The sequence below is a fragment of the Brevundimonas sp. genome, from assembly GCF_035627475.1.
Taxonomy (GTDB): domain Bacteria; phylum Pseudomonadota; class Alphaproteobacteria; order Caulobacterales; family Caulobacteraceae; genus Brevundimonas.
Window position 1 is genome coordinate 130,608 of sequence record NZ_DASPLR010000027.1, and the last position, 11,048, is coordinate 141,655.

Annotated in this window: 15 protein-coding genes and 1 other RNA gene; 5 read left to right on the forward strand and 11 right to left on the reverse strand. The window is 70.7% G+C overall.

The annotated features are described in order from the left end of the window. Positions 1–48 precede the first annotated feature (48 nt). Positions 49–531 (reverse strand): SspB family protein, encoded by a 483-nt coding sequence (locus VEA62_RS07285; RefSeq protein WP_324820085.1) that lies wholly within the window; start codon positions 529–531, stop codon positions 49–51. Positions 532–612: 81 nt separating this feature from the next. Further along, positions 613–975, reverse strand: a transfer-messenger RNA (tmRNA) gene (gene ssrA, locus VEA62_RS07290). A 110-nt stretch (positions 976–1,085) separates the two neighbouring features. Here ssrA and copC point away from each other — a divergent pair. Together copC and copD are read left to right on the forward strand one after the other, a co-directional pair. Beyond that, positions 1,086–1,448 (forward strand): copper homeostasis periplasmic binding protein CopC, encoded by a 363-nt coding sequence (gene copC / locus VEA62_RS07295; RefSeq protein ID WP_324820087.1) that lies wholly within the window; start codon positions 1,086–1,088, stop codon positions 1,446–1,448. Position 1,449: 1 nt separating this feature from the next. After that, a complete protein-coding gene (copD, locus tag VEA62_RS07300) occupies positions 1,450–2,361 on the forward strand; it encodes a copper homeostasis membrane protein CopD (protein ID WP_324820089.1) in 912 nt (303 codons plus the stop codon). On the opposite strand, the gene VEA62_RS07305 is transcribed toward copD, so the two are convergent. Beyond that, complete coding sequence (locus tag VEA62_RS07305; RefSeq protein ID WP_324820091.1) at positions 2,358–2,846, reverse strand: nuclear transport factor 2 family protein; 489 nt, start codon at positions 2,844–2,846, stop codon at positions 2,358–2,360. The genes copD and VEA62_RS07305 overlap by 4 nt on opposite strands. Before the next feature lie 150 nt (positions 2,847–2,996). On the opposite strand from VEA62_RS07305, the gene VEA62_RS07310 reads away from it, so the two are divergent. Continuing rightward, positions 2,997–3,578 (forward strand): hypothetical protein, encoded by a 582-nt coding sequence (locus VEA62_RS07310; RefSeq protein WP_324820093.1) that lies wholly within the window; start codon positions 2,997–2,999, stop codon positions 3,576–3,578. Here VEA62_RS07310 and miaA read toward each other — a convergent pair. After that, entirely contained in the window at positions 3,529–4,398 is an 870-nt protein-coding gene (miaA, locus tag VEA62_RS07315; RefSeq protein WP_324820095.1) for a tRNA (adenosine(37)-N6)-dimethylallyltransferase MiaA, read from the reverse strand. The genes VEA62_RS07310 and miaA overlap by 50 nt on opposite strands. 115 nt (positions 4,399–4,513) lie before the next feature. Here miaA and VEA62_RS07320 point away from each other — a divergent pair, with 115 nt between their 5' ends. Next, positions 4,514–5,605, forward strand: a complete 1,092-nt coding sequence (locus VEA62_RS07320) for an Mrp/NBP35 family ATP-binding protein (protein ID WP_324820097.1) — start codon at positions 4,514–4,516, stop codon at positions 5,603–5,605. Between the two features lie 4 nt (positions 5,606–5,609). Here the strand turns inward: VEA62_RS07320 and VEA62_RS07325 are convergent, their stop codons facing one another. The 7 genes from VEA62_RS07325 to VEA62_RS07355 all read right to left on the reverse strand — a co-directional run bounded on the left by VEA62_RS07325 (position 5,610) and on the right by VEA62_RS07355 (position 9,545). Continuing rightward, positions 5,610–6,122, reverse strand: coding sequence for a hypothetical protein (locus VEA62_RS07325; RefSeq protein WP_324820099.1), 513 nt, complete (start codon positions 6,120–6,122; stop codon positions 5,610–5,612). A 64-nt stretch (positions 6,123–6,186) separates the two neighbouring features. Continuing rightward, positions 6,187–6,510 (reverse strand): hypothetical protein, encoded by a 324-nt coding sequence (locus VEA62_RS07330; RefSeq protein ID WP_324820101.1) that lies wholly within the window; start codon positions 6,508–6,510, stop codon positions 6,187–6,189. A 74-nt stretch (positions 6,511–6,584) separates the two neighbouring features. Beyond that, the gene (locus VEA62_RS07335; protein ID WP_324820102.1) at positions 6,585–6,905 is read right to left on the reverse strand and encodes a YbjQ family protein; all 321 of its coding nucleotides are present in this window, start codon (positions 6,903–6,905) and stop codon (positions 6,585–6,587) included. Between the two features lie 15 nt (positions 6,906–6,920). Beyond that, positions 6,921–7,439: a dihydrofolate reductase gene (locus VEA62_RS07340; RefSeq protein WP_324820104.1), complete on the reverse strand. Its 519-nt coding sequence runs from the start codon at positions 7,437–7,439 to the stop codon at positions 6,921–6,923. Next, positions 7,436–7,735 carry a phosphoribosyl-ATP pyrophosphohydrolase gene (locus VEA62_RS07345; protein WP_324820106.1) on the reverse strand — a complete coding sequence of 100 codons (300 nt, stop codon included), beginning with the start codon at positions 7,733–7,735 and terminating at the stop codon, positions 7,436–7,438. The genes VEA62_RS07340 and VEA62_RS07345 overlap by 4 nt, the downstream gene beginning before the upstream one ends. A 4-nt stretch (positions 7,736–7,739) precedes the next feature. Beyond that, the gene (locus VEA62_RS07350) at positions 7,740–8,597 is read right to left on the reverse strand and encodes a thymidylate synthase (RefSeq protein WP_324820108.1); all 858 of its coding nucleotides are present in this window, start codon (positions 8,595–8,597) and stop codon (positions 7,740–7,742) included. 225 nt (positions 8,598–8,822) lie between these two features. Then, the gene (locus VEA62_RS07355) at positions 8,823–9,545 is read right to left on the reverse strand and encodes a sterol desaturase family protein (protein ID WP_324820110.1); all 723 of its coding nucleotides are present in this window, start codon (positions 9,543–9,545) and stop codon (positions 8,823–8,825) included. 188 nt (positions 9,546–9,733) lie between these two features. Here VEA62_RS07355 and VEA62_RS07360 point away from each other — a divergent pair, with 188 nt between their 5' ends. Further along, the gene (locus VEA62_RS07360; protein ID WP_324820112.1) at positions 9,734–10,381 is read left to right on the forward strand and encodes a TetR/AcrR family transcriptional regulator; all 648 of its coding nucleotides are present in this window, start codon (positions 9,734–9,736) and stop codon (positions 10,379–10,381) included. The last annotated feature ends 667 nt before the right edge of the window (positions 10,382–11,048 follow it).

The following is an 11,048-nucleotide window of genomic DNA, read 5'->3' on the forward strand; positions in this document are numbered from 1 at the left end:
CGCCCAGGTTCGGGGCAAGGTTAGCGCAAGCGGCGCGGCGGAAAAGACCTACTTCTTGCGGAACTGGTCCAGCGAGACGACCTTGGGCCCGTCGTCGCCGGTCGGCGGCGGCGTCTCGGCCTCGACCTCGGCGACCTCGGCCGCGGCCTCCTCGATCAACGGCATCTCGAACTGCAGCAGGAACTGCACCGACGGGTCGTAGAACCGCGTCACCGCCGTATAGGGCATCGACAGGACCTTCGGCATGCCGCCGAATTTCAGCATCACCGAGAACCGGTCGGCCTCGACCTTCAGGTCCCAGTACTGGTGCTGCAGCACCACCGTCATCTCGTCCGGATATTTGGCCAGCACGTCGGGCGGCACGCTGACGCCCGGCGCCCGGGTCTTGAAGGTGATGTAGAAATGGTGCGCGCCCGGAATGCCCTCGGGCATGGCCGCGCGCTCCAGGGCCGAGCGGATGACGCCGCGCAGGGCGTCCTGCGCCAGCTGCTCGTAGTGCATCTCGTCGACTGGCGGGGTCTCGTCGGCCATCGGGTCCTCGGCGTTGCAGTCGAGGGTGTAGCCGCGCGGAAGGGCCGGCGGAAGATGGCGAGACGGTAAACTGGAAAGGAAAACGCCGGGATTCTGTTGCCAGGCTCCCGACAGGCCCCGCCCTGGGATCTGAACCCCAAGGACTTAAGTGTTCGAAATCACCCGAACCGCTTACGCGGCGAGAGCGACTTCTCCAGCGAAGTTATCGTTCGCAGTTAGTTAAAGGCCCGATACGGTGGGCCAGGACGGGCGAAAGCAGTCCTCTTTACACGTCCGTCGATGCTAGTCGGCCCCGCACCGCCCGCCGATACACGGGAGGAAATGGTGGAGCCGCCGGGAATCGCACCCGGGTCCGGTCCGCTTATTACAGGCGCGTTTATCGCCATAGTCCGGGCGAACCCGGACACCCCCAATATAGGGCATCGGACGTACCGTTCCAAGGGGTTCGCCCGATGGCGGCGAGGGATCGGTCGTCGACATCAGCCGTTAGGGGCAGCGCCCCGGCGTCGCCGGACGACTGGACAATCCGCCGCCGACATAGTCAGGAGAAGGCCATGACCCTTCATCGCCTGTTCGCCGCCGCCGCCGTTGTCCTGGCGGTCTCCGCTCCCGCCGCGGCCGTCATGGCCCACGCGCGGCTGGTCAACTCCACCCCGGCGGCCAATACGACCGTCGCCTCGCCCGGCTCGATCTCCCTGACCTTCAGCGAACGGGTGGTCCCGGCCTTCTCGTCGTTCGACCTCGTGGACGCGGCCGGTCGCGAGACTCCCGTCCGCACGACGGTCAGCGAGGATGGCAAGACCCTCTCGGCGCGGGTGGCCCGCCCGCTGGCGGCGGGCGCCTGGACTGTCAACTGGCGGATCGCCACCGGCGACGGCCACCGCATGACCGGATCCTACGGCTTCACCGTCCGCTGACATGATCGAGGCCGCGCTGATCGGGCTTCGCGCGATCCAGTACGCCGCGGCCGCCATCGTGCTCGGCCTGCCTGCCTTCATCCTGTACAGCCGCGCCGCCCTGGCCGGCGTCCAGACCGGCTGGGCGCGCTCCATTGTCCGGTCCGCCGCCGCCGTCCTCCTGCCCGCGACGCTGGCGGCCCTCGTGGCCCAGACGGCGGTCATGGCTGGATCGCTGGCCGAAGCGGCAAGGCCCGAAACGCTCGGCTTCATGGTCACGGGGACCGCCCTGGGGACCGCCTACGCCGTCCGGGCGGCTCTGGCCTTTGTCATCCTGCTGCTGGTCCTGACGCTGCATCCCGGCGGACGCCTGTGGGCGAGCCTGATCGTCCCGGCCGTGCTGATCGCCGCCTCCTTCGCCTGGACCGGGCACGGCGGCGCCACCGAAGGGCCGTGGCGCTGGCCCCATCTCGCCGCTGACGTCGTCCACGCCGTCGCCGCCCTCGTCTGGATCGGCGCCCTGGCCGGCTTCGTCTTCCTTGCGCGTCGGCGGAATGGGGCCGACCGTCCACCGGACGGCCTCGCCGCCGCTCTCGTGGGCTTCGCCCGCGTCGGAACCCTCGCCGTGACGGCCCTTATCCTGTCCGGCCTGATCAACACCTGGGTGCTGGTCGGTCCCGACGGCCTGCCGGCCGTCCTGTCGACAGCGTGGGGCGCGTTGCTGGCGGTCAAGCTGGCGGCCTTCGCCGGCATGCTGGCCCTGGCTGTCCTGCACCGCTACCGCCTCGGGCCCGGCCTGTCGGCCGCGGCCGGCTCGGCCACGCCGCATCTGGCCAGGCTCAGGCGCACCCTTTTTGTCGAGTTCGCCCTCGGCCTGGCGATCCTCGGCCTGGTCGCCGCGATGGGGCTGCTGCCGCCCTCCGCCTCGCTCTAGGCGCCCGGGGCCGCCCGCGAGGACCAGTGGATGTGCTGGATGCGCCAGCCGTCGGCATGGCGGCGCAGCAGCATGGTCTCGACCGTCAGCCGGTCGACCGGCCGGCCGTTGAATGTCCCCGTGGTCCGGCCCTCGCTGGTGATCCAGGCCATGTCGCCCGAGGCCTCGCCCGAGCGCCGGGTCACCGCGTCTGCGGTCGCGGCGGCATAGGCGGCGTCCGAGGCCAGGTGGTGCGAGGCGTATTCGGCCCGCGACCGCTCCGCCCCGCCGGCCTCGAAGATCAGGGCGTCCTCGGCCAGCAGGGCCAGCGCCGCCTCCCGGTCGCCCTCGCGCAGGGCCGCGTGGAAGGCGTCCACCGCCGCCGCCGCCTCGTCTGCGGCCGCCGCGATCCTGGCGGGCGGCGCGTCGTGGGCATGCTGGGCCAGCCCCGGACCGGCCGAGAGGGCGAGTACGACGGCGGCGAGGGCGAAAGGCTGGCGGGACATTGGGACTCTCCGAAGGCTCCGCCGCCACCGTAGCTGGATTAAGCCGTCTGTCAGCCGGGTTGTCGCCGCCGTCCGCCGGGCGCTTCCGACTTGCGGAGCGATCTGGCACACAGGCTGGCATGGCCGCGGGGCCGTGCGGGGGGATTTCCGATGCCGAAGCTGGGCGCCGTCGTGGCGGCGATGATCACCGCCCTGTTGCTGCTGGGCTCGCCCGCGCTGGCGCAGGAGGTCACGGCGCGTGACCGCGAGCAGATCGAGGCGCGCATCGACATCCTCGAACAGGCGCTCTCCGGCGGCGACTTCGCGGCCAGCCTCGACGTCACCCCTCCGGCCCTCCGCGCCGCGCTCGCCCGCCGCTTCGGGATCACCGAGGCCGAGATGCGGACCCTGATGGCCGAGGCCCTGGCCCCGATGATGGCCGACCTGACATTCGTCTCCTATGCGACGGACGTTCCCGCCGCCGAGATCCGTACGACCCCGGCCGGCGGCCGCGTCTATCTGCTGATCCCGACCACGACCGTGATGGACGTCAGGGACGCCGGTCGGCTGCGGGTCAGAACCGACACGCTGGCCATCGAGGAAGCCGGCGACTGGTATCTGGTCCGGGTGCAGGAGGAGGCCCAGGTCTCCATGCTGCGCGAGGTTTATCCGGAGTTCGCCGACGTCCAGTTCCCGGCGGGCGTCACCGAACCGGTCCCGGGACCCGCGCCCACTCCGGCGTCTGGTTCCTGAACCAGGTCAGCTGCCGCTTGGCGTAGTTGCGCGTCGCCTGCCGCGTCGCCTCGACCGCCGTCTCCAGCGAGGTCTCGCCCCTCAGATGGGCCGCGAACTCGCGCACCCCGACCGCCTTCATCGCCGGCAGGGCCGGATCCAGCCCGCGCGCCACCAGGGCCCGCACCTCGTCCAGCGCCCCGGCCTCGACCATCCGCGCCACCCGCGCGTCGCAGCTGGCGTACAGCGCCGCCCGCTCCGGCTCGACCACCAGTCCCGTCCACGACCCCGGCGCCAGCAGCGGCGTGGTCTCCGCCGTCCAGTCGCTCAGCGCCCGTCCGGTGTGCTCCGCCACCGCCCAGGCTCGCGTCAGCCGCTGCCGGTCGCCGGCCTCGATCCGCTCCGCCGCCGCCGCATCCACCGCCGCCAGCCGGGCCCGGAACGCCGCCTCGCCGAACCGGTCGTACAGCGCCCCCGCCGCCTCGCGAACCTCCAGCGGCACATCCGGAATATCGGCCAACCCTTTGGTCAGGGCCGTGAAATACAATCCCGTCCCGCCGACCAGCAGCGCCGGCCGCCCCGCCGCCGCCAGTTCCTCCAGCACCGGGATGACCGCCCGGCTCCAACGCCCCACCGACCAGGCCTCCGCCGCGTCGGCGACGCCATACAGCCGGTGCTCCGCCCGCGCCTCGTCCTCCGCCGCGGGCCGGGCGCTCAGCACCCGCAGATCGGCGTACAGCTGCTGGCTGTCGGCGTTGACGATCACCGCTCCGGTGCGCTCCGCCATCTCCAGCGCCAGCGCCGACTTGCCCGAGGCCGTCGGGCCCGCCAGCAGCGTCACGGCGGGTCTGGATGTGTTCTGGGGCAAATCGGCGCTCGCGGGGATGACCTATATCGGCGATAGAACGCCCGCCTCGCGCGCGGCAACCCCAAGCGTAGCACAGGAGCCTTCCGCCGTGTCCCACCCGTCCCCCGACCGCGACCAGGTTCTCGCCGCCCTCGACGCGGTGATCGACCCGAAGAGCGGGCAGGGGCTGGCCGCCGCCGGCCTGGTCCAGGGCCTGACCGTCGCGGCCGCCGACGACGGGGTCCGCGCCGGCTTCGTCATGGAGGTCCCGGCCCGCGAGACCGCCGTCTACGCCCCCGTCCGCGACGCCGCCGAGGCCGCGCTCAGGGCCCTGCCGGGCGTGGCGCGGGTCTCCGTCGTCCTGACCGCCGAGGCGGTGCAGAAGCCGCGCTTCAAGACCGCCGGCCTGTCGCCCCAGGCGGTCCACCAGATCCGCCCCAACGCCCCGGTCCCGACCGAGCGCCCGGCCCATGTCCGCCGCGTCCTCGCCATCGCCTCCGGCAAGGGCGGGGTCGGCAAGTCCACCGTCGCCGTCAACCTCGCCGCCGCCCTGGCCGCCCGCGGCCTGTCGGTGGGGGTGCTCGACGCCGACGTCTACGGCCCCTCCCTGCCGACCATGACCGGCGTCTCCGGCAAGCCCGAATACCGCGACGACCGCATGGAGCCGCACCTCGCCCACGGCCTCAAGGTCATGTCAGTCGGCCTGCTGACGGAGAAGACCGACGCCATGGTCTGGCGTGGCCCCATGGCTTCGCAAGCCATCACCCAGATGCTCACCCAGACCCGCTGGGGAACCGAAGCCGAACCGCTCGACATCCTCGTCGTCGACCTGCCGCCCGGCACCGGCGACGTCCAGCTGACCCTGATCCAGAAGACCCCGCTCGACGGCGCGGTCATCGTCACCACCCCGCAGGAGGTCGCCCTCGCCGACGCCCGCCGCGCCCACACCCTGTTCCAGAAGGTCAAGGTGCCGACCCTCGGCCTGATCGAGAACATGAGCGGCGACGTCTTCGGCCGCGGCGGCGGCGAGGCCGAGGCCGGCCGCCTCGGCGTGCCCTTCCTCGGCGACCTGCCGCTCGACGCCGCCCTGCGACAGGCGGGCGACGCGGGAACGCCGCTGGTCGCAGCCGAGCCGGACGGCGACACGGCCCGCCGCTTCGCCGTCGTGGCGGCCCGCGTCGCGGACGTCCTCGGCGTCTAGCCGCTCACAGTCTGCCGAACGACACGCCCTTCCAGCCCCAGCCGCCCTCGGCCGCCGCCTTGTGCAGCGGGCCCTTGATCTCGCTGGTGTTGAACCGGTAGCTGTAGACCTCGCCCCACGACCCGTCCTCGCGGAAGGCGTGGACGCTCTCGTAGCTCATCTCCCACGACTGGCCCCGGAACCCCGACGCCGCGAGGCTGAGGTCCGGCACGCCCGCGCGCCATTCCACCGACCACTCCTGATCGGCCGAGCGCACCACGCCGCGCGCCTCGTCGAACTTCATCAGCACCTTGAACACGCGCTGAACGCCGGCCTTGGCGAAGATCTCGAACCACCGGGCGTCGACGATCTTCCATTCGGCGACCAGATCCACCCCCTCGGGCTTGCCGTCGCGCACCACGAACGGCGCGGTGTCGCGGTTCAGCGCCAGCAGCCGCTTGCGCAGCGCCGCCACGGACTCCCGCCTGACCCCCGCCGGCGCCGCCCGGCTGCCGGTTATCCAGCTCAGAATGCCCATCCCAGGTCCCCCCGACCCCGCCCGGTCCGCCGGGCCCCTGCAGCTTGGCACGATCACGGCGGGCTCACCACCAGTCCTCCTCGGCGAAGTCCCGGTCGACGGCCTTCAGGCACATGTCCGAGGCGGCCGTCAGCTGCGCCGGCGTGAGGGAGTCGTAGAAGGCGTAGGAGCTGCCGATGGCCTGCCGGCTGCCGACGTCGCCCATCGCCGCCGCGGCCTTGCGCCCATAGGCGGCGTAGCCCTCGAGCACCGCCGCCCGGTCGCCGCCCGCACGGCCTTCCAGCATCGCATTGCTCATCGTGCCCAGGATGACGGCGCAGACCACCAGCGTCGGCCGTTCGGGCGGCGTGTCCCCACCCGGAGCCGCGGCGACCGCGGCTGGAGTCACCGGCGGCTCCGGCGCGGCGCACGCCGCTGGCCTCGTCAGAAGGATCGCCGTCGCGAGCAGACGCCCGGTGCGGTTCACTCCGGCTCGACCACCGCCGCCGTGCCGTAGGCCAGCACCTCGGTGACGCCCTCCATGATCTCGTTGGCCTCGTAGCGCATGGCGATCACGGCGTTGGCGCCCATGGCCTGCGCATGCTGGACCAGCTCGTCGTAGGCCTCGGCCCGCGACGCCTCGGCCAGTTTCACATAGGCCCCGACCCGGCCGCCCAGCATCGACTGCAGCCCGCCGATGGCGTCGGAAATGACGTTGCGCGAGCGGACCGTGATCCCCCGCACCAGTCCCAGGGTCTTCACCACCCGATATCCGGGCACATCGTTGGTGGTCACGATCAGCATGGCGGAAGCTCCTGTTCAGCGCCGCTCCAGAACGCGGAAGACGAAGGCATGGTCGTCCTTCTCCCCCGCGGGAACGGCCTCCGACGATAGCTCGGCCCAGGCCGCCTCGTCGAACGCCGGAAACACCGCATCCCCCTCCGGCTCGGCCTCGACCTCGGTCAGGTACAGCCGCTTCGCCCGGGGCAGGGCGGCGGCGAACAGCGCCGTCCCGCCGATGATGCAGACCTCGTCGACCCCGTCGTCCATGGCCTGTTCGCGGCCGATCTCCACCGCCTCGTCCAGTGTGGTGCAGACCACCGCCCCCCGGGCCTCGAACGACTCGTCCTTCGACAGAACCAGGTTCAGCCGCCCCGGCAGGGGCTTCAGCGGCAGGCTCTCCCACGTCCGCCGTCCCATGATGCACGGCTTGCCCATGGTCACCGCCTTGAACCGCTGCAGGTCGCTGCGCAGCCGCCACGGCAGGCCGCCGTCCCTGCCGATCACCCCGTTCCGGGCGCGGGCGACGACGAGGGCGAGATGGGGCAGGGGCGTCACGCCTTCGCCTCCAGCCAGTGCAGCCATTTCCGCTGCATCGCCGCCTCCAGATCGATCCCGGCCCGGTCGCAATAGATCAGCAGCATGCCCAGCACGTCCGCCGCCTCGTCGCCCAGCTTGTCCGCGTCCGCCGTCCCGCGCGCCCGCCCGCTCATGCGCAGATGCTCGGCGGTCAGCTCGCCCAGCTCCTCCTGCACCTTCAGCAGGGCCCAGTCGCCCGACCGCTCGATGCCGTGCTCGCGGGCGTAGATGTCGGAGATGCGCAGGACGTCTGCCTGCAGGGTCTTCAACTGCATGGCCTCAGACCGCCACCGGCGCCTTGATGTGCGGCCACGGCGCATAGCCCTCCAGCACGAAGTCCTCCAGCCGGTAGGCGAACAGGTCGTCCTTCGGCGCGATCGTCATGGTCGGCAGCGGCAGCGGCTCGCGCGCCAGCTGGGTCTCCGCCTGGTCGACATGGTTCAGATACAGGTGGGCGTCGCCGAAGGTGTGCACGAACTCCCCGGGCTCCAGCCCGACCACCTGCGCCACCATCATGGTCAGCAGCGCATAGGAGGCGATGTTGAACGGCACGCCCAGGAAGACATCGGCCGAGCGCTGATACAGTTGGCAGCTCAGCTTCCCCTCGGCGACGAAGAACTGGAACAGGCAGTGGCAGGGCGGCAGGGCCATGTCGTCGACGTCGGCCGGATTCCACGCCGAGACGATGTGCCGGCGCCCGTTCGGATTGGTCTTCAGCCCGACGATCAGCTTCTCGATCTGGTCGATGACCCGCCCGTCCGGCGCGGCCCACGAGCGCCATTGCTTGCCGTAGACCGGCCCCAGCTCGCCCTCGGCGTTGGCCCATTCGTCCCAGATGCTGACGCCGTTTTCCTTCAGCCAGCCGATATTGGTCTCGCCGCGCAGGAACCACAGCAGTTCGACGATGATCGACCGCAGGTGCAGCTTCTTGGTGGTCAGGACGGGGAAGCCCTTCGACAGGTCGAACCGCATCTGCCGCCCGAACACCCCGCGCGTCCCCGTCCCCGTCCGGTCGTCGCGCACCGCCCCGTTGTCGAGGATGTCGCGCAGCAGGTTCAGATACTGCCACTCCGGATGATCGGCCGCGACGGCGCCCGTGCGGGCCTGAAGGTCGGCGAAGGTGGCGACGGCGTTCATGGGGCGAGGATGCCGCTGATTCGAGCGACGCGGCAGCCACCTGATTCGCTTGCCCACAGAAACCGCGGGCCCTCCCCCCCTTGCGGGAGAGGGAGACCGCACACGGCGGCGTCAGCCGACGTCCTCGTGCGGTCGGATGAGGGGTCGCGCGCCCCCCTCCGGCGCGACCCCTCATCCGACCTCGCTTCGCTCGGTCGCCTTCTCCCGCAAGGGGAGGAGGGAACATCAGACCAGCTTCTTCCCCACCAGCAGCGCCCCCAGCTCGCTCGAGGCCCCGTCGTAGAACCCCGCCTCCTTCGGCGCCGCCTTTGGATTGCGGTACGTCCCGAAGATCATGTCGATCAGCGGCAGGTCGCAATAGTTCGACCGGTGCTCGCCGCGTTCGTGGTGGGCGGCGTGCATCTCCGGCCGGGCGATGAACCACCCCAGCCAGCGCGGCGTGCTGACGTTGGCATGGGTGAAGACGGCCATGAAGCTGGTGACCAGCACGATCGGGATCACCGCCTCGAGCGACAGGCCGACGATCCACACCAGCGCCAGGCTGGCGTGCAGGGTCCAGGCGACCATGTCCAGCGGATGGAACCAGAAGGCGCTGTAGACGTCGATCCGCTCGGCGCTGTGGTGGGTCTGGTGCAGGTGCCGCCACAGGAAATCGACGCCGTGCAGGGCCCGGTGCCACAGATATTGGGTCAGGGCGAAGACGAGCAAGCCGACACCCAGCTGCAGCCACAGCGGCTGGCGCGTCAGGTCGATCAGGCGATGTTCGGCCAGGAAGGCGTCCCACACCAGCGGCGCGGTCAGGGCGACCGCCATATAGGCCACGAAGGCCAGCAGACCCTTGATCCGCCACCCCGGTGTGGCGGGATAGTCCCGTGGCCGCCAGACGGTGTCCAGCAGGATGAAGCCGGCGAATATCGCCAGTACGGAAACGGTTACAACATTGATCATTCTTAACCTCCGGAGGGGCGAAACGGGGAGGCCGAAGTGATAGAAGGCGCCGCCACGCGCGGTTAGCCGTCGCATGGTCCAGTCAGCTGTCGGGGCGTATTTCCCGTTCGTTTTCAAAGCCATCTGCTCGCGCCGCCGCCGTTTCGCGGGCCGGTCATGTGGCCGAAATGAGGAAAACCGCACTCATGGTGCAGTCCCTTCTCCTGGCAAGATCCCAGGTCCGCGTCTCGCGCGGCGAGCAGACCCGCGATCGCATCATGGACGTGGCCGAGGCCTCGGTCCTCGCCAAGGGTTTCGCCGCCACCTCGATCGACGAGATCCTGTTCGAGGCCGGCATCACCAAGAGCGGCTTCTTCTACCATTTCCGCGACAAGAACGACCTCGCCCTGGCCCTGGTCGAGCGCTTCCGCGACCGTGACCTGAGCGTCTTCGAGGAGACGTTCCGCCGCGCCGAAGAGCTCAGCGACGATCCTCTGCACGCCTTCCTCGTGGGTCTGAAGCTGCTCGCCGAGACCATGGCGGACATCCAGGCCGAGCGGCCCGGCTGCCTCGTCGCCACCTTCGTCTATCAGGATCAGCAGTTCGACAGCCGTGTCCGGGCCGTCCTCGCCGAGGTGGTCGATATCTGGCGCGCCCAGTTCCGGGCCCGCATCGAGGCGATCGCCGCCGTCTATCCGCCGCGCGTCGACGTCGATCCTGAGGCCCTGGCCGACATGCTCCTCACCGTCATCGACGGCGCCATCGTCGTGGCCAAGGCGGTCGGCCGTCCGCGCATGCTGGAAGACCAGATCCTCGCCTACCGCACCTGGGTCAGGACGGTGTTCCTCGGAGTGTGAAGCGAAGCGGCCGGGGGCTGGCGGGAGTCGGCGCCAATCCCTTGCGTCCCGCGCCGCCCCCTCCGTCCGGCCGGCTGTCCCGCCCTTCTTTCGTCATCCCGGGACAAGCGGCGCAGCCGCGCCGACCCCGGGACAAGGCGGCGCGCGTGAGCGCGAACCTGTCGGGCGCGCCTCTGGCTGGTTCATCACGAGAGCACGACTGCTCCCTTCCTTTCGTCATCCTCCGGCAAGGCGCTTCAGCGCCGCGACCGGGAGACCCAGCGGCGCGCGACAGCGCGACCCTGCCGGGAGCGCCGCCGCTCCCGGCAGCCTGCCTGAACAGGTCGCCTTCGCCGCCGCCGGGTCCCCCTGTCTCCCCCCGCGTTCGCGGGGGTCGCCGGAGGATGACGAAAGCAGGGGCGTGACGCTGTGCTGACAATCCGCGAATCTATAGTCGGATAGCGCGGACGATCTCCCGCCTTTCCAGACACATCGCCTTTTCTCGAATCGATCTTCTGCGCACGCTGGATTCCGGGCGCATAATTTACCCATCCCGTCGATGGGGAGGGCGTCGGATCCACGCTCCTCGACGACGGCGGGCTGTGGTCGAGCGATGAAGCCCGGACGATGGAGAGTCCGGGGGTCCTCGAGGGCAGGGATGGATCCTGCCCGCTTGCTCGCCGCGCGC

Excerpts from the sequence above, each read along its gene's own strand:
- VEA62_RS07345 (WP_324820106.1), bottom strand. The coding sequence starts at position 7,735 with ATGCAGTTGAAGACCCTGCAGGCAGACGTCCTGCGCATCTCCGACATC.
- copD (WP_324820089.1), top strand. The coding sequence starts at position 1,450 with ATGATCGAGGCCGCGCTGATCGGGCTTCGCGCGATCCAGTACGCCGCG.
- VEA62_RS07325 (WP_324820099.1), bottom strand. The coding sequence starts at position 6,122 with ATGGGCATTCTGAGCTGGATAACCGGCAGCCGGGCGGCGCCGGCGGGG.
- VEA62_RS07285 (WP_324820085.1), bottom strand. The coding sequence starts at position 531 with ATGGCCGACGAGACCCCGCCAGTCGACGAGATGCACTACGAGCAGCTG.
- copC (WP_324820087.1), top strand. The coding sequence starts at position 1,086 with ATGACCCTTCATCGCCTGTTCGCCGCCGCCGCCGTTGTCCTGGCGGTC.
- VEA62_RS07355 (WP_324820110.1), bottom strand. The coding sequence starts at position 9,545 with ATGATCAATGTTGTAACCGTTTCCGTACTGGCGATATTCGCCGGCTTC.
- VEA62_RS07350 (WP_324820108.1), bottom strand. The coding sequence starts at position 8,597 with ATGAACGCCGTCGCCACCTTCGCCGACCTTCAGGCCCGCACGGGCGCC.
- VEA62_RS07305 (WP_324820091.1), bottom strand. The coding sequence starts at position 2,846 with ATGTCCCGCCAGCCTTTCGCCCTCGCCGCCGTCGTACTCGCCCTCTCG.
- VEA62_RS07335 (WP_324820102.1), bottom strand. The coding sequence starts at position 6,905 with ATGCTGATCGTGACCACCAACGATGTGCCCGGATATCGGGTGGTGAAG.
- VEA62_RS07310 (WP_324820093.1), top strand. The coding sequence starts at position 2,997 with ATGCCGAAGCTGGGCGCCGTCGTGGCGGCGATGATCACCGCCCTGTTG.